At 62.5% G+C, this 17233-nt stretch carries 17 protein-coding genes; 4 read left to right on the plus strand and 13 right to left on the minus strand.

All coding sequences use genetic code 11. The features are described 5' to 3' along the window. Positions 1 to 225: 225 nt before the first annotated feature. Entirely contained in the window at positions 226 to 1230 is a 1005-nt protein-coding gene (locus JOE69_RS06735; RefSeq protein ID WP_309797165.1) for a LacI family DNA-binding transcriptional regulator, read from the plus strand. 11 nt (positions 1231 to 1241) lie between these two features. Here JOE69_RS06735 and JOE69_RS06740 read toward each other — a convergent pair whose 3' ends face one another. From JOE69_RS06740 to JOE69_RS06760, 5 genes are read right to left on the minus strand one after another with little or no spacing between them, the layout of a single operon-like run. Next, on the minus strand, positions 1242 to 1898 hold the full coding sequence (locus tag JOE69_RS06740; RefSeq protein WP_309797168.1) for an MgtC/SapB family protein: 657 nt from the start codon (positions 1896 to 1898) through the stop codon (positions 1242 to 1244). After that, a complete protein-coding gene (locus JOE69_RS06745) occupies positions 1891 to 2529 on the minus strand; it encodes a hypothetical protein (RefSeq protein ID WP_309797170.1) in 639 nt (212 codons plus the stop codon). The genes JOE69_RS06740 and JOE69_RS06745 overlap by 8 nt, the downstream gene beginning before the upstream one ends. 38 nt (positions 2530 to 2567) lie before the next feature. After that, on the minus strand, positions 2568 to 3887 hold the full coding sequence (locus tag JOE69_RS06750; protein WP_309797172.1) for an ABC transporter substrate-binding protein: 1320 nt from the start codon (positions 3885 to 3887) through the stop codon (positions 2568 to 2570). A gap of 8 nt (positions 3888 to 3895) precedes the next feature. Further along, positions 3896 to 4777, minus strand: coding sequence for a carbohydrate ABC transporter permease (locus tag JOE69_RS06755; RefSeq protein ID WP_309797174.1), 882 nt, complete (start codon positions 4775 to 4777; stop codon positions 3896 to 3898). Next, complete coding sequence (locus JOE69_RS06760) at positions 4777 to 5745, minus strand: carbohydrate ABC transporter permease (protein ID WP_309797177.1); 969 nt, start codon at positions 5743 to 5745, stop codon at positions 4777 to 4779. Before JOE69_RS06760 ends, JOE69_RS06755 begins: the two co-directional genes overlap by 1 nt. Positions 5746 to 6212: 467 nt before the next feature. On the opposite strand from JOE69_RS06760, the gene JOE69_RS06765 reads away from it, so the two are divergent. Further along, entirely contained in the window at positions 6213 to 8573 is a 2361-nt protein-coding gene (locus JOE69_RS06765) for a ricin-type beta-trefoil lectin domain protein (RefSeq protein WP_309797180.1), read from the plus strand. Between the two features lie 132 nt (positions 8574 to 8705). On the opposite strand, the gene JOE69_RS06770 is transcribed toward JOE69_RS06765, so the two are convergent. The 7 genes from JOE69_RS06770 to JOE69_RS06800 all read right to left on the minus strand — a co-directional run bounded on the left by JOE69_RS06770 (position 8706) and on the right by JOE69_RS06800 (position 13783). Further along, entirely contained in the window at positions 8706 to 9722 is a 1017-nt protein-coding gene (locus tag JOE69_RS06770; protein ID WP_309797182.1) for a YihY/virulence factor BrkB family protein, read from the minus strand. 13 nt (positions 9723 to 9735) lie between these two features. After that, the gene (locus JOE69_RS06775; RefSeq protein WP_309797184.1) at positions 9736 to 10299 is read right to left on the minus strand and encodes a 2'-5' RNA ligase family protein; all 564 of its coding nucleotides are present in this window, start codon (positions 10297 to 10299) and stop codon (positions 9736 to 9738) included. 5 nt (positions 10300 to 10304) lie between these two features. Then, complete coding sequence (gene trpS, locus JOE69_RS06780; RefSeq protein WP_309797186.1) at positions 10305 to 11351, minus strand: tryptophan--tRNA ligase; 1047 nt, start codon at positions 11349 to 11351, stop codon at positions 10305 to 10307. A 39-nt stretch (positions 11352 to 11390) separates the two neighbouring features. Then, complete coding sequence (locus tag JOE69_RS06785; protein WP_309801202.1) at positions 11391 to 12257, minus strand: exodeoxyribonuclease III; 867 nt, start codon at positions 12255 to 12257, stop codon at positions 11391 to 11393. Between the two features lie 34 nt (positions 12258 to 12291). Next, a complete protein-coding gene (locus tag JOE69_RS06790) occupies positions 12292 to 12864 on the minus strand; it encodes a hypothetical protein (RefSeq protein ID WP_309797188.1) in 573 nt (190 codons plus the stop codon). Positions 12865 to 12956: 92 nt separating this feature from the next. Beyond that, complete coding sequence (locus JOE69_RS06795; protein WP_309797191.1) at positions 12957 to 13541, minus strand: hypothetical protein; 585 nt, start codon at positions 13539 to 13541, stop codon at positions 12957 to 12959. Next, positions 13538 to 13783 carry a hypothetical protein gene (locus tag JOE69_RS06800; protein ID WP_309797192.1) on the minus strand — a complete coding sequence of 82 codons (246 nt, stop codon included), beginning with the start codon at positions 13781 to 13783 and terminating at the stop codon, positions 13538 to 13540. Before JOE69_RS06800 ends, JOE69_RS06795 begins: the two co-directional genes overlap by 4 nt. On the opposite strand from JOE69_RS06800, the gene JOE69_RS06805 reads away from it, so the two are divergent. Continuing rightward, entirely contained in the window at positions 13775 to 15109 is a 1335-nt protein-coding gene (locus JOE69_RS06805; RefSeq protein ID WP_309797194.1) for a sensor histidine kinase, read from the plus strand. The genes JOE69_RS06800 and JOE69_RS06805 overlap by 9 nt on opposite strands. A gap of 5 nt (positions 15110 to 15114) precedes the next feature. Beyond that, positions 15115 to 15768 (plus strand): response regulator, encoded by a 654-nt coding sequence (locus JOE69_RS06810; RefSeq protein ID WP_309797196.1) that lies wholly within the window; start codon positions 15115 to 15117, stop codon positions 15766 to 15768. Here the strand turns inward: JOE69_RS06810 and JOE69_RS06815 are convergent. Further along, positions 15765 to 17222, minus strand: a complete 1458-nt coding sequence (locus tag JOE69_RS06815) for an MFS transporter (RefSeq protein WP_309797198.1) — start codon at positions 17220 to 17222, stop codon at positions 15765 to 15767. The genes JOE69_RS06810 and JOE69_RS06815 overlap by 4 nt on opposite strands. Positions 17223 to 17233: the final 11 nt, after the last annotated feature.

Raw genomic sequence — 17233 nt, forward strand, 5'->3', positions numbered from 1 at the left:
TCCGTTCAGCGGGACTCGTCGGGCAAACCCATGGTGCGGCAAAACGCTTCGAAGCCGCTGAACTGTTCTGCTGGGGAGCCGAAGCGAACAGCAGGTGCCGGTATCCCGGTGAACCGCTGCTGCGCGGCTTGGCCGAAGTCCAAACCCGTTTCGCAACAGGCTCCGCAGATGTCGAAACCCACCAGGTGTTCAGCCGGGTCCGGTTCCTATGCTAGGAATGAATGGATGCCTCTCTACCGAAACCCCACCATCATCGACGTGGCCCAAGCGGCCGGCGTTTCCAAGTCGGTGGTCTCCCGGGTTTTGACCGGGAATGGCCAAGTCAGTGCGCAATCCAGGCGAAAGGTCCAGCAGGCCATCGCGAAGCTAGGCTACTCCTCCAACGCCGCAGCCCAGGCCTTGGCTTTGGGGCGGACCCGCAACATCGGCTTGCTGGTCCGACGCTCCACAGCACCCTTTTATGGCCGGTTGATGTTCAACCTGCAGGAACATGCCGCCCGGGCCGGTTACCGGATGATCGCGGTCACCGGGAACTTGGACAACGCCAGCGAATCCCGGGCCTTGCAAACCCTGCTCGAGCTTCGGGTGGACGGGCTGGTCATCGGCAGTGGCAATCTGCCCACTGAAGAGTTCCGCGTGATCGCAGCGAACCTGCCCACCGTGGTGGTCGGCCGGCCCGCGGAGGGAAGCAATGCCGATGTGGTCCGGATCGATGCGGTCCGCCAAGCGCACGAGGCCGCCCGTGTGCTCCGGGCCAACGGTCACCACCGGATCGGCTTCATCCAGGTGCCGGACAGCCTCTCCGCGGCGCCCCGGAATCGAGCTCTGCGCTCGATATTGCCGGAGGCCGGCTTCGATCTCACCGTGGCCGAAGGCGGGTACGATCTGCACGAAGCCGTTCTCGCCGTACGGGCATTGCTGGCCGAGGCGCCAAGACCGACGGCGATCATCAGCCTCAGCGCCGACGGTGCCTGGGCGGCCCTGCGAGAGGCCGAAGTCCGGGGCATCGCGGTCGCCGCGGAACTCTCGGTGTTGTCGTTGGACCAGCCAGACGACGGTTACGCCGTGACCCGGGAGATCACCAGCATTCCGCAGAGTTCCGGGGAGCTTGCGGCACAAGCCTGGGCACTGCTCTCGGCACGATTGGAAAACCCGGCGCGCGAACCACGGGAAGTGCTGGTCTTCAGCCCGGTGCATCATGGATCCACCGTGGGCCCGGCCCAATCGTGATGCAACCACCGTCAGCCCTCGTCAGGTTTCGCGTTCAACCTGATCTTTAATACCCCTGGAATACGGTTCAAGGCCACCACGGCGGCGTCCGTGGCGTTCGGCGATCCGTCGATCTGCAAAATGATCTCCTGGGTTGCTGGGTCAATGCTCGAATCCCGGACCTGGAGATTGCTGACCTTCATACCGTGCTCGGCGATCACCGCAATGATGGTCCGGAGCAATCCGCGCCCATCCTGGTAGCGGATCATCAGGGTGTGCCGGGTGCTGCGGGCGTGTGGCATCCGACGGGTCAGGGGTTTGATCACCAGTGTGACCAGCAAATAGCCTGCTGTGATCGCCGGTGCCAGGGTGAACAACCCTGCACCGGCTGCCATGCCGATCGCGGCCACCAGCCAGACGCTGGCTGCCGTGGTCAGCCCCCGGACCATATCCCGGCGGACGAAAATCAACCCGGCACCGAGGAATCCTACTCCGGAGACGATTTGCGCCGCAATCCGCGAATCGCCGAACTGGATGATCGAGACCACCATGAAGACCGCAGCGCCCAGGCCGACCAGCACATGGGTCCGGATTCCGGCTTGTTTCTGCCGGAACTCGCGCTCCATCCCGACGACGAGGGATAGCAATACCGCCAGGCCCAATTGCGGCAGGAAACTCAGTTCAGCCAAGTTTCCAGCTTTTCATTACCGCCCACTGCATGGTTTCCCAGTACCGTCCGGCCCAGTCCTGGGAGTGGAATCGGTACAACGAGACTGTGTCGCCGGGGTCGGTAGCAGGGCCGTCCAAGCCCAGCGTCCGCAAATACTCCAGGCACTCCCAGGTAAGGGCCAAATTATCCACGCCGTCATGGCCAACCACGGTCAAATGCCCCTCAAAACCACTGCCGTCCTCCAGTTTCCGCTTGGCGATCCCCCGATCGGTCGGCGGGTGGGTCCGCAATGGCTCGACTGCGGTGAACAGGTCGGTGACCAATTCGCGCAGCCGGCGATTCGGGCCGCCCGCACCGTCTTCGTTCACGTTGTAACCGATGCTGTCACCGAACTGAGAATCCAGGCCCTTGTTCCACATCCGGACAGCGGCCCGACTCGCCAGCAGCTTGTCCAGCACGTCCAGCAATTTGCGTTCCGGAACGGCCAAGGCCAGACTGCCGACCAGAGTAGTGTGCGGCGGGTAGGAAATAGCAGCCCGGAAACCGAACTGCCGGTGCGCGATTTCCATGGCACGCAAGGCGGTTTCGCCGAAGGCCGGTCCCGGCCGCATGAAGATCCCGTAACGGAACGGCGATGGATGGTCGAGCACTGCTGAACTGTATGGTCGCACCTGCACCGTCTCTGGACTCACTTCCCGGCCCGCTGCTGGTACCTGCTGATGATGTCTTTGGCTTTGCTTTCCTGCTCGGCGAAAATCGCTCGCACATCGCCACCGCCCAGCATCGATTCCAACACCGGCTGCAATGCTTGCCGCGCCTCACCCAAGGCTCCGGAATGGCAGCCGGCGGTAGCTGTCGTCGGCTTGCTGTTGGCCAGCTGATCCAGCAATGCTTGCTGCTGCGGCGTCGGCGAGGCCACTGCCTTCGCGGCACTCAAAGTGGTCGGCAAATACCCGGAATCGACGAAGTTCTTGGTTTGCACCTCAGTGCTGCCCAAATACCGGGAGAGTTCCCACGCCGCCTTCTGTTCGGCGCTGGAGCGGTCTTTGCCAATCACCCAGAGCGAATTGCCGCCGGGCACCACCCCGCCGTCCGCAGCGGAAACCGGGAACGGCTTGACCGCAAAATTAACTCCGGTCTTGACGATGTTGCCGATCGCGCCGGAGGAGACCAGTGACATCGCTGCGGCACCGGAAGTGAAGGCACCTACCGAGGCCGTGGCATCCGAGCCGGTATTGACCATGGTGCCTTCCCGGACCAGGTCTTGCAGCGTGGTCCAGGTTTCCACTTGTTTGGGATCGGTGTACTTGAAGGCGGTGGCGTCCTGGCCCTGCACACCATTGTCCGGTGTGCAATAGTTCAGCCCATAAGATGCGGTGAATTGTTCGTTCCACCAGGTATTGACGAAGAAGGACATGCCGGCGATGCCGGAATCTCGTTTGATTTTGCTCGCGGTGCTCAACAACCCGGAGAGGTCGGTGGGGACGTCTTCCGGAGTCAGCCCGGCCTTGGCCAGAACATCGAGGTTCAGCACCAGCACCGGCTGCGAAATCTGATACGGCATCGAGCGGACTTGGCCATCGACCGTATAGTAATTTTTGACTGCCGGTGCCAAATCCTCGAAGTCGTAGCTTCCTTCCTTGGCCGCCAGGTCCTGGGCGGGTACCGTGAGCTTCGAGTCGATCATGTAGCCCGTGAAAATGTCCGATGCCTGCATCAAAGCCGGGGTGGCGCCGGATTGCACCGCATTGGCCAGTTTGGCCATCGACGATTCGTAAGTTCCCTGGTAGATCGCTTCCACCTGGATCTTCCCGCTCTGAGCTTCGTTGAACGCGGCGATCTGCTGATTGAGTGAATCCCCGGCCGCGCCGGAAGCCGAGTGCCAGAAGGAAATCTTGACCGGTCCGCCATCGGCACCCGGCCCGGCACCGCCGCCGCCGCAAGCAGTCAAGCCCAGCGCGGCAATGCTCAGGCCAGCGATCAAGCTCAGGCGCGAACGTCTAAACATGGTTTTTCTCATTTGACTGCTCCTTGGGTAAGTCCTTTAGTGAGGAATTTTTGGCCGAAGATGACCAGGATGAGCATCGGCAGACTGACGAAGGCCAAGCCCGCCAGCACTGAGCCGACGTCCACCGACAGCGAGTCGCTGAGCGCTGCCACACCCACCTGCACGGTGCGGCTGGACGGCGATTCGGTGATCAGCAGCGGCCAGAGGTAGCCGTTCCAGGCGGCGATCGCGCTGACCAGGCTAATTGTCATCACAATCGGCTTGTTCAATGGCAACAGGAAGCGGAACAAGAAGGCCACGGGACCAACCCCGTCCAAGACCGCCGCCTCATGGATTTCCTTGGGGAAGCTTTTGAACGCCTGGCGGAACAAGAAGACCGCATAGGCGCTGGTCGCGAAGGGGATGAATACCGCGATCAGGGTGTCGAAGAGCCCGATCGAACGGATGGTCAGGTAATTCGCGATGATCGTGGTTTCGCTCGGGATCATCATGGTGACCAAGAAGAAGGCCAGCACCAGATTGGGCCGTTTCAAGTTCCCGAAGACCAGGGCATAGGCCGCCATCAGTGAGGTAACCAACTGCAATGAGGCCTGGGCCAGGGTCACCAGCACCGAGTTGCCGAACTGGGCCAGTAATGGAGAGTTCCGGAACGCGGTGCTGAAGTTCTCCAAAGTCCACGCGGTGAACCAGGGCGCGCCGCCGCCAATGATAGTGCCGGTGGGTGTGAAAGCCCCGACGAAGGCGAACAGCACCGGTCCGGCCACCAGCAGCGCGACCACGGTGAGGTAGACATACGTGGGCGTACTACGCCAATTGATCCGTTGCGCGCTGGATCTTTCCGTGGTTTTGGATGTTCCCATGGTTTTGGGCGTCTTTGTGGTGTTGGACATCAGTAATGCACCCGCCTCTCCAGGACCCGCATCTGTATGAAGGTCAGCGTCACGATGATGAGCAATAGCACAATTCCACGGGCCGCCGCGGCGCCGTAATCGCTGGTACCTGAGCCGAATGCAGTTTTGTAGATGTCGATCACCAACGTGTTGGTCGCCGTTCCCGGACCGCCGCCGGTGAGCAGGTTGATCACGGTGAACTCCCGCATTCCGGCGATGGACTGGGTGATCAAGATGAAAAACAAGGTTGGCGTGATCAACGGCAGCTTCACGTGCCAGAGCCGCTGCAAAGTGCCGGTGCCATCAATCTGCGCAGCCTCCATGACTTCTTCCGGCACGCCGTCCAAGGCCGCGAGCAACAGCAGCACCGAAATGCCCAGCCCGCACCAGACGTCGACGATCACCACGGCCAGCAGGGCCATCTGCGGCTGGGTCAGCCATCCGGCCGGGCCGGCACCGAAAAGCCCGGAGATCTGGTCGAACAAACCAGTCCCCGGCTGGAACATCATCTTGAAGACGAGGGCCGCGACGGCAACCGAAACCGCCATCGGGATCAGCACGATCGAGCGCAGCAAAGGTGTGCCTTTGAGTCGGCTGGAAAGCGGGATTGCGATGGCCAGACCGATAAGTACTTTCCCAACAACCGAGGCCCCAGTGTAGATAAAGGTGACCAGAATCGTATTCCAGAACCTGGGATCCGTCAGCATCAGTTCAAAATTGTCGGTGCCGACAAAACCGCTCGGTGCGCCGAATAAGTCCGTGCCCTGGGTAGCTAAGAAAAAAGTGCGGAGCAATGGCCAGTAGTCGAAGGTCAATAACACCAGGAAAGCAGGGGCAAGAAAAAACCACGCCCACGGATGCGCCCGTCGGGGCCGTTGCTCTGGTGGCTTGACCCGTTGGTCTGCCGTCGCTGTCTTCATCGGTAACCCCCCTGTGCCAGACAAACGATCGTGGGACGTTCCGACCATGCAGCGAGTCAACCGATGCAGCAGATCAACCTGTGTAGCAGCATGCCGGGAACGTTCCCAGTGATCTTACACACGTCTCACCCAACCTGGCTATAACTTTCCGCAAACGCTACGTGAACAGCTGACCGCGGGCAGACTCCGACGGCTTGACTCCAGGGCGCAGATCGTGGTCACGATGAGTTTCTGGGCAGCGAAAATAATTAATTAAAATGGCTCCCGACTCTTGATTTAACGCAAAGCCTGAATATACCTTTTAAAAAGGAATCAAACAGCTTTCGTGCGTGAGTAGCTGATCATTTCTTCGACCTCTCCGAGCCTCGGGGTAGGTCAATCGAATATTGCCGAAAGCAACGTTTTTCCAAAATGATTCGCCCAGTGAATCATTTAGTATGCTGCAGCAGTCGAAATTGCTGCCGATTCATCGCGGAAGTTAACTTCCGCAGAAACTGCTGATTGGGGTAATCAATATGAAGAAAAAGCCAGATCGAAGAAGCATACGCTTCGCCACGTTCACCGTGCTCGCGCTTGCGGTGAGCGGAATCGCCGTCGTCGCGCCCGCCACGGCGACGCCTCCCGTCGAATCCGCCCCGCCACCGGCCGCTGAGCCTGCGGCAGCACCCCGAACAGAGGAAGTTGCTGCCGGGACCGACTTGGGCAAAAACTGCAGCAAAACGTCGCTGGAAATTCTGGAAGGACTACTTGAGATGGGTGGCACCGATAAGGTGACCACGGTCCGGCACCGCGGCGATTTCGACGCCGACACTCCGGAGAACAGTCTGGCCGCGTTCCGTAACTCTTACCAGGCCTGCCGGCCAGGGATCGAAACCGATATCCGCAAAACCAAAGACGGTCAATTCGTGCTGTTCCACGACACCAAAATCGGTAAAATGCTCGAACCAGGCTACAACCCGCAAACCGATACTGGCCCGAATGCGACTCTGGATTCGTTGACTTACAGCCAACTGCGGGAGAAGAACCTGGTCAAAATCGACCGGTCGGTCTCCGATCAGAAGATCATCAACCTGGATACTTTTCTGACCGACTACGTCAACACCAAAGGCCGATCGATCATCAATCTGGAAATCAAGAGTGACGGGGACGTGCTAGACGTAGTCAAGGCCTTTGACCGGATAAGCAAAAGACTCGGTGCTGATCTATACAGCAGCACCATCTTCAAATTCCGGATGACCGCTTACCCCACCATCGAAAAATTCCAGGACGATCTGGTCAAGGCCAATATCCCACCGGGCAATGTCATGGCCATGCCGGTGATGAGCGCTCAGATCGCGGAAAGCATCAATGCGCTACCACCCATCAAACCCGGCGAATCCAATGCCTACGCAGCCGTCGATTCCTGGAGTGACGCGCCGAATGTAGCGGTACCCTCAGTCGAGGTCGTGATGAAAGATGCTCAAGGATATAAGGAGTATCAATATGAATTCCCGTATTACAGCCAGACTGATTCATACCTGGATATGGTCCCGATGACCGTGCCTAGCTCAACCGAACTCCGCAACGTCCGGGAAGGGACCATGGCGGAGATGTCCGAATTGGTGAAATCCCGGAACAAACCCTTGGCGCAATTCGTCCCAATCCCGGACTGGGCGATGTGGCGGAAAGACTTCAGTTGGGACACATCATTGCCCAACACCGTGCCGAACACGCCGAAGATCTCACCCCGGGAAGCCTACTTTAACAACGACTCGAAGTGCTGTTATGCGCTCAGCGACCGGCTAGCTGGCGACAAGCTCGACCAAGAGAAGGCCGATCAGCGGATCCTGCTTCCTTTCCAGGAGAGGATCAAGGCCACGGTACTCACCGCTGACGACACAGACAGCATCGACTCCTACTTCAAGGGGAAGGGCAAATACCTGGATCTCGGAGACAACAAAGTAAAACCGAATGCGCCCAACCCGGCGATGAACTCACTCATTTTTCCAGGCAATCGAATACCCCGGGCAACCGTGGCACAGACTACGAACATCAGCTACGGCCAGAACCAGCTGATCAATGCCCAATTCCGGCTCTGCGCCAACAACAAGAGTGGGGCCATGCAACCGGCGAACGAAGTGATCGTTTGGGAATGCAATCCCGGCGATCCGATGAACCATTGGCAGTTCCGCCAACGCGATGCGGAAGGCTATGGCGTGATCGGCTTGGGCCGCAGCGAATACTGTCTCAACAGCCAAGGGCGAGTCGGAACGACGGTGATCTGGCCGTGCGACAAGGCGACCAACGCAATGTGGAGGTACCGCAGCGATGGGTCAATCGTCGACAGGGCGACCAACGCCTGTCTCTCATTGACCGGTGACAAATCCGGGTCCAACCTGGAAACTGAAGCGTGCAACGGTAGCGGTAGGCAGCAGTGGCTCACCGACTATGCGGAGAACTCCTTCGGATCCGTTGATCGGGACTCCGGTTTGTTACTCGCATCGAGAGGCACCGGGCAATGCCTCAACCTCTACGGCAACTCCGGAACGGAACAACTGTATATGGGTCAATGCGTGGTTTCTACGGAACGCACCTGGGGAACCTGGACCGGCATGGTCAGCGGCCAGGGCGGATACAAGCCGGTACTTGAATCCGGAATGAAGGACAGTAGCGGCGACTACTACATGTGCGCCAGAGCACCAAGCCCCACAAGCGTAGTGGCCAATTCCTGCGAAAACCGTTCCGCTAAAGAATATTGGTGGTATTTCACACCGGATGAAAGGATTGTCAGTGTCAATACCGGGGGCTGCCTCATCCCCAGACCGGGCAGCAGCACTCTCCTCGTAGAAAAATGCGAGTCCGCCAAGGATCGGCAAAGAGCCTACCAGTGGGGCTAACCGCAGTGGGCTCGGAGCATAGCTGGTAATCGATCCTCGGGAGAGGCGAGTGGAGTCTGCCCCCCGCCTCTCCCGAGGTACGCCCGTGAATCAGATCGCGCACATCCACGACGTCAACGCATCCGGATTCGGTCAGTTCGTCGGGCTGCGCACCGGCTCCGCATCCGCTTTGCCCACGGCACCCCAACCGGCGGCAATGAGATACACCTGGGACAACAAATAGAACCAGACGAACAAACCCAGGATCACCGAGAACGGTGCCAACAATGGATTCCGTCCGGCGACATTCGCCAGCAGTACACTGGACAATGCGCGCAGCACGGTCGAGCCGACCGCGGCGATCAAAGCGGTCTGCCAAAGCACCCCGCGTGGCATCTGGATTGCGGACACGGAACGGAACAAGACCAGGCACACCGCCAGGTCGAGGATCAGCAGGACCACGAGCGAGCCGATGTAGGTGATCGGCCGTACCACCTCGGCGTCCAAGGACAGCGCGCCCATCACCCCGTCCAGAGCGGTCACCACGCCGACGCTGATCACCGAGGTCACCACCAGGACCACGCCGAGCAGCAGCAGCGTGGCCGCGTCCTTGAGTTTGAGCAGGACCGGATTGGCTTCCAAGGGGCCCGCATCGAATACGCCGCGCACGCCTTCGCGCAGGCCGCCGATCCAGCCCAGCGAGGTCAACAGCAATGCGGCCAAGGAAATCAGCAGCGCCCAGCCGAAGCCGTCGCCGGAGTTGAACAGTTGATCCGGCTCCGCCAAGCCACCGTTGCCGGTATTGATCAGCCCCGGGGTGGATTGCGCGACCGCGTTGACCACGGCATCCTGCAGGCCCTTGTTTCCGGCCGCCAGCAAACCGAGGACCGAGAATCCAGCAACCAGCATCGCGGCCACGGAGAAGAACATGTTGTACGCGGAGCCGGCCGCCAGCAACGGTCCGTGGCGCAGCGAATAGGTCTGGAAAGCCCGCATGGGACGGACCAGGTTGAGCTTGGCCAGCAGGTATTCGATCCGGGCTTGCAGCAGGCCGGGCGCACCGGGCGATGCCGGTTTGGCCTGTTGCTCGCGTTTCGCCCGGCTGAGCTCGATCCGCTTCAGGATCAGCCGCCGTTCCAGCTCTTTGCGATCGGTTGGTGCGGGCACCACTGGCACCGGCTGTTTAGGTCTCGGACTTTTCCGGGCCGCCAAAGCTGAGCTCCTCCTGAAGTTGCCACACGCCGTCGGCGTCGTGTTCGTACAGTCCCATGCTATCCACAGTGAATTCCGCTTGATAGGAACTGAGCCGGCGCTGCGCCTCATCCATGCCGAGTTCGGAAATGTCGTGCGCCACCGTGACGTGCGGATGGAACGGGAAAGGCAAGTCCCTGGCCAAGGGGCCACGTTGTAGCAGACCGTGCAATCGGACGCATTCGTCGAAGCCCACCACCACGTTCAGGTAGACCACCGGGGAAACCGGTCGGAACCCTCCGGTGCCGCGCAGCTCCACCCGGAAACTGCGCTGCTCCGCGGCCACCGCCCGGACGTGCTGCAGCACCGCCGGCCAGTCTTCGGCCGGGGTGGTGGTCACCAAAGTGATGTGCGCCGGGACCACTTCGGCCAGCGGGTCGCCGAAGGACGCCCGCCAACCGCGCAGTTCGCTGGCGTAAGGCTCCGGCAACGCCACCACGACGCCGACTGACCGGACCGGTCCGGTCGAGCCGCCTTCCGCTCCGGATTCCACCATTTGCGCTACTTCGCCGCCGAGGTTCCCAGGGGCCCAGTGGCCACCGGTGCCAGGAATCCGACCTTGCGGTAAACCTCTTCGAGAGTCACTGCGGCTACTTCACGCGCTTTCTGGGCGCCCACGGCGAGCAGCCGGTCGAGTTCCGCCGGGTCCGCGAGCAATTCCTGCGCCCGTGCCCGGATCGGGGCCAGCTCGGAAACCACCAGATCGGCCAGATCGACTTTGAGATGCCCGTACATCTTGCCTTGGTACTCGGCTTCGATCGCCGCGATGGGCTTGCCGCTGAGCGCCGAATAGATCGCCAGGAGGTTCGAAACGCCCGGCTTTTCTGCCTTGTCGTAACGGATCTCGGTTCCGTCGTCGGTGACCGCCGATTTGATCCGCTTCGCGGTGACCTTCGGATCATCGAGCAGGTTGATCAAGCCGTTCGGGGATTCGGCGGACTTGGACATCTTCGCCGCCGGGTTCTGCAAATCCTGAATCTTCGCAGATTCCTTCTGGATGAAAGCCTGCGGAACCACGAAGGTCTCACCGAACCGATGGTTGAACCGCTGGGCCAAGTCCCGGCTGAGCTCCACGTGCTGCCGCTGGTCCTCGCCGACCGGAACCCCCTCCGGCTGGTAGAGCAGGATATCGGCGGCCTGCAGGATCGGGTAGGTGAAGAGCCCGACGCTGGCGGTGTCGGAGCCCTGCTTCAGGCTCTTGTCCTTGAACTGGGTCATCCGCGAAGCTTCGCCGAAACCGGTGAGGCAATTGAGCACCCAAGCCAACTGGGTGTGCTCCGGAACGTGCGACTGCACGAAGAGCGTGCACTTGTCCACGTCGATGCCGCCGGCCAGGTACTGCGCCGCGGTCACCCGGGTGCGCTGCGCCAGGACTCCCGGATCCTGCGGGACTGTGATCGCATGCAGGTCCACGATCATGTAGACCGCATCGTATTCCTCCTGCATCGCACGCCATTGCACGAGGGCTCCGAGGTAGTTTCCCAAATGCAGGGAATCGGCTGAGGGTTGCATGCCGGAGAGGATCCGGGCACGTGGATTTGCAGGCATTTCAGACTTTCCGGGCTTCAATGACTCGACGGATCGGGGTCAGCGGATGGTGTAATCGACGACGAGCGGCGCATGGTCGGACCATCGGGTGTCATAACTGGCGGCCCGGTCAACCACGACATTGCCGGCCTGTTCGAACAAACCCGGGGTGGCCATCTGGTAGTCGATCCGCCATCCGGTGTTGTTGTCGAAGGCCTGGCCGCGCTGCGACCACCAGGTGTACGGGCCTTCCACCTCGCCGGCGACCTCGCGCTGCACGTCTTTCCAGCCCAGGCCGCCGTCCACGCCCAATTCGCCGAAGAACTTGTCGAAATAGGCCCGCTCTTCCGGCAGGAAGCCGGCGTTCTTGACGTTGCCTTTCCAATTCTTGATGTCCAAGGTCTTGTGGCCGACGTTCAGGTCGCCCACCACCAGCGCATAGTCGCTGTGCTCGGCCAGCTCCGGCAGCCGGGTGAGCATCACCTCGAGGAACCGGTACTTGTCCAGCTGCTTGGGGGTGTCGACTTCGCCGGAATGCACGTAAGCGCTCACCACCGTCAGTTGCTTGCCGTCGGAGAGCCGGTAATCGGCCTCGACCCAGCGACCGGTCGTGGCGAAGTACTCGTCGCCGATGCCGATCCGGGTGGCAATCGGCTGCAGTGAGTCTTTGCGTGAAGCGATCAGCACTCCGGCGCGGCCCTTGTCCGCGGCCTCGGCGTGCAGCACGTGCCAATCCGCGGCGAGGAAGCCGTCCACCACCTCGTCCGGCGCACGGACTTCTTGCAGGCACAGGATGTCGACGTCTCGGCTGGCCAGCCAATCGGCCATGCCCTTCCGGTACGACGCACGGATTCCGTTCACGTTGACCGAAGCCACACGAACGGCATTGACAGCCTTTTTCGAAGTCGAGGTGCTCACCCGATCCACTTTACCCGGCAATCAGGCCGAGTCTATTCCCGGCCTATTCTTCGACGACAGTGCCGGCGAGCGGCTCGTCGGGGCCGGCGCCGGCGCCGGATTTGCCGGGTTTCCGGGATTCGCCACCGATCATGTCCCGGCCGTTGTGCGCGGTGATCTGAATCGTTTCCAGCGCTCGCTCGATGTAGTCCCAATTGGCGCCAGCCCCACTGGAGCCGTGCAGTGTCGTCAAGGCCTTGCTGATTTCGCCGGCCTGCACCTGGATGATTTTGAAACTGTGGTCGAGTTTCATGTCCCGGGCTCCGTCCGCCGGCGCGCTTTCGGCGACCAGCCTGGTGCCGGCGTCGTCGGCTTGCTGGTTCTGCTCCAAACCGGAGGTGGCCCGGCGCACTTGTTCGGCACCGAAGCGTGCTGCTTTGTAGACCCCTATGTACACCAGAGTCGCCAAAATCAGCCAGGCCAACGCGATCACTGCGATGAACCAGCCCAATACCGTGTTGTTGTTCGCGGCCAGCACCAGGGCGATCAGGAAGACCACCGCGAGGATGAGGGGCCCGACGGCGGCCAATCGGCCCGGACGTTTGCCAGAAGTCTGAGAGGATCCCAAGGAGAACATGCTTCCATTGTCGCAAACCGGCCACGGCCGGCGGCCCGCTTCCGCGCCGGGCGAAACCCGGGTTCTGCCGCAACCGCCCGCTGCGGTCAGCGCTACCGCCGGACCGGAACCGTCGGGCTTGCCGATTCCGGCTTCGGCTTGACCATCGGGCCGAAGACGAACCAGAGCCCCACGATGAACCAAGCGCGGCCGATCGACCACCAGAGCATTTCCTGGGCCCGAGGATCGGCGAAAAAGACGATCAGCGCCAAGGACACCGCGGAGGCGATCGCCGCGGCAGCCACCACCCGGTACCACTCCTGCCACAAGGCGCGGTGTTTCGCCGCTCCGTAACGAGGCTTGGGCTGCGGCGGCGGACCGCCCGCGAAGCGGTGCGCGAAACGGACGTCGACGTACCTGACCAGGGCCGGGCCGAAGGCCACGCTCACGCCCAAATAGTATGCAGCCGCGATATGCACCCAACCCAGTTCCGCACCCCGGGACATGTCGATCGCCACCGCGACCAGCAGCACCACGTCGATGAGCGGGATCAGGGCCAGGATCACGCTGCTGGTGCGTCTGAGCCGAAGCAAGTAGCGGACGGCCAGGCCCAGGAAGAGGACCACCCAGAGTGCGATTTCGCAGCCCACAATCACCGCGACGATCGGATTTTCGGCGACGAACTCCGCGATTTTCATTCCGGATCCGCAGTCTGCTTGGGCGCGCGCCGGCCGAGCAGCGAAATCCCGGTGTCCGCCAGCCAGACGATGCTCCAGATCCGCGACGTGTTGGCGACCCACAACTGGTCGTCAATCGAGGCGAAGATCGAATTGACCGGCAGCCGGCCATTGAGCACCTCCCAGGGCCAGGAAAAGCCGATGATCGCGAAAACGATCTGGGCGGCGAAGAAGACCACGGTGTGGATGAGCCAATGTTTCATGCTTCCAGCCTCTGCCTCGGGGCGCAGGAGCGCATCGGCCAGCAGCAGGAGCTCCGGGTCCTACCTTTGCAGGACCACGGCCCGGAACTGCTTGTCCCGGGCCCCGGGGCGCGGCACAATCAAAAGATGATCCGACGGCTGCGCGAAGTGCTGAGCGAGATCCCCGGCCAGGATTTCGGCACTGCGCTGTTTTATCTGCTGCTCGCGGCTGCACTGCAGTCCGCCGGTTTGCGTTGGTTCGGCGGCTTCGAAATCGATCTGTTCCCCGGACTTGAGCTGTGGCCGGCGGCGCTGCTCCTGGGCAGTTGCGGCATCGCCCTGCGCAGCACCAGGCCCGCGGCGATGATCGCCACGGCCTCCGTTGCGGCGGTGCTGCTCACCCTGGACGACGCCGGAATCGCCGCACTGCTGCTGCTCTTCGAAGTGATCTTCACCGGCACCCGTTATGCCGGGCCGCGGCTGAGCCGGGCCATCCGGGTCTTCGCGGTCGCGATCAGTGCGTTGTCGGTGCTCGCTGCGGCATTCGCCGGGAACGGCTGGCAACCGGCCCTGATCGTCGGGTTGCAGGCCGTGGTGGCGTTTTTGACCCCGATGTGGTGGGCTGCCAACGTCCGCCAGCAGGAACAGATCGCCGAGGTCGAACAGCAGCGGGCCAGGCAAGCCGAGCTGATGGTCCGCCAGGAACGGGAGCTCTCCCGGCTCGATCTGCAACTTTCGGTGGCCCGGGAACGCGGGAAAATGGCCCGTGATCTGCACGACGTGATCGCCGGACGGCTTTCCGCGATCGCCTTGCAGAGCGAAGCAGCATTGCGCTCCGCGGATCCCGCACTGCGCGGCGAAGTACTCAGGGCTTCCCGGGAAACCTCGTTGAAAGGCTTGGCCGATATGCGCCAGATGATCGATGTGCTGCATACCGGCGAAGACCGCCGGGACGCGCCAGGGAGCGCCGGAGGGTTGGATTTGGGCGCCGAACTGCGGGCCCTGGCCGAAGCCAGCCGGGCCGCGGGAAACCCGGTGGAATTGCTCGTCCGGATCCCGGAAGACCTCGGCTCGGCAGCCTCGAGCACGTTGTACCGGATCAGCCAGGAAGCGCTGACCAACGCGAACAAACACGCACCCGGACAGCCGGTCACGGTACGGTTGGATGCCGATCCCGGAGCTGCACTGCTCACCGTGGAGAATCCGCTGGTCCAAGCCGCGGAATCCGGGAACCGGCAAGGCTACGGCTTGGCGAACATGGCCGTCCGGGCCGCCGAACTGGGTGGCAGCTTTTCCGCAGACGCCGCCGGCGACCGCTGGCGGGTCGCCGTGCGGTTGCCCAGGTGAACCCGGTGATTTCGGTCTTGCTGGCCGACGACCACGCGGCGATCCGGCAGGGCCTGCGGATGATCCTGTCCCAGGACCCCGGAATCGAGGTGGTCGGCGAGGCCGGCGACGGGGCCACCGCGGTGGCGATGAGTCGCAGTCTGCGCCCGGAGGTGGTGTTGATGGACATCCGGATGCCCGGCATGGACGGCATCGAAGCCACCCGGCAGATCAGCGCGGCCGGAACCGCCCGGGTGCTGATCCTGACCACCTTCGACCTGGACGACTATGTGCTGGGCGGCTTGCGGGCCGGGGCTGCGGGGTTCTTGCTGAAATCCGCTTCCGCCGAAGCGATCATCCAGGGCATCGGCAATGTCGCAGCCGGCGACGCGGTGCTCGCTCCCGAAGTCACCCGGACGGTCATCGAGAAGCTGGTCTCTGCTGCCGCGGCGGAACCCCGGCCCGAAGCCCGGACGCCGCAAGGACTAGCTGAACTGACCGCCCGGGAACTGGACGTGCTGCGGGCGGTCGGCGCGGGCTGGACGAATCAGCAGATCGCGCGCCGGCTCGGCATCGCGGAAACCACGGTGAAAACCCATCTGTCCCGGATCTTCGGGAAACTGAATCTGGTCTCCAGGGTGCAGGCGGCGCTTTTCTGCGTGGAACACGGACTCGGTTAGGCCTCGGATTCCGCGGAACCGCGGGCCCGGACGAAGCCCCAGCCCACCAGAGCCGCTGCCAACCCGGTCAGCGAGAGCCCGGCAATCGTGATCGCGGCACGGAACTCGCCGTATTGCTGCGGGTTCCAGTCCGGGCTGACAATGCTCCCGTTGAAGATCACGGCGAGCAGAGTACCGGTCAGCGCGATGCCGACTCCGGTGGCGACCTCGCTGGAGGTGTCGACCAGCGCCACGCCGATCGTGGTCCGGTTCTCCGGCAGGCCTTTGAGCACATTGGTCGCAGCGACCACACCGTTCACCCGCAGCCCGGCCGCGACGAGCGCCAATGCGACGGCGATCCAGAAATAGCCGAAACCACCGAACAGGCCGTAGACGGCAAGCCCGACGACGACTGCCGCGGCACTCAGCCAGGCGGCGCGGCCCAGACCGACCCAGCGCACGAACGGGCTGACGAAGACGCCGCCGGCGATCAGCACGACGACCTGCGGCAGCAGACCGAGCGCGGCCAGGGCCGGCGGCCAACCCCACTCCAGCTGGAGTTGCAAGGTCACCAGATAGCCCAGGCCGGCGGTGGCTAGTCCGGTCGCGGCCTTGAACGCCAAGCCGCTCGATACCAGAGGCCGGGCCACCAGGGTCAGGTCGAGCATGGGGTAACGTGCGGAACGCTCGCGCAGCACGAAGAGCACCGCAGCGACCAGCGCGGCAACAACCGCGATCCACGGCAGTGCCGATCCGGAACCTTCGTTGACGAACAGGGTCGGCGCGACGAGCGCCAGCACGATGGTCACGGTGCCGAGGATCGCACCGCCGACGTCCACCGGATCGCGGTGCAGCTCAGCCGGATCGTCAGTCGCGATGCCGCTGCGCACACCGATGATCGCGAGCAGCGCGATCGGCACGTTCACCAGCAGCAGGACTTGCCAGGGCGCGACCGCCAGGACCAGCCCGCCGGCGGTCGGGCCGATCGCGAGTCCGATCAAGCCCACGGTGGAGATCAGCGTCAAGGCGCGCACCCGCAGGCCGTCGTCCTGGAACAACCGGAAAGCCAGCGCCATCGAGCCCGGCGTGGTCATCGCTGCGGCCACGCCCATCGCGACCCGGACTGCGATCAGCTGCTCCGCAGTGCTGACGAACGCCGTCGCCAGGCTGGCCGCGGCCAACAGCACCAGTCCGATCAGCATGATCCGGCGTCGGCCGAACTTGTCGGCGATCACACCGAAGACCAGCATCAGACCGCCGAAAACCACCGCATAGGCACCGGTCACCCATTGCAGGCCGGTGGTCGAGGCCTGCAACTCACGGCCGATCGTGGGCAGCGCCACGTTGAGGATCGAGTTGTCCAGCATCTCGAACAGGAACACCGCGGCAAGACCGGCAAGCGCAACCCAGACCTCGCGCAACGATTGCGGCGGGCCGGCCACGGGCTTCGATTGGATTTCAGACTGGCTGCTCATCGGCATTCCTT

The sequence above is a fragment of the Arthrobacter russicus genome (assembly GCF_031454135.1).
Taxonomy (GTDB): Bacteria; Actinomycetota; Actinomycetes; order Actinomycetales; family Micrococcaceae; genus Renibacterium; species Renibacterium russicum.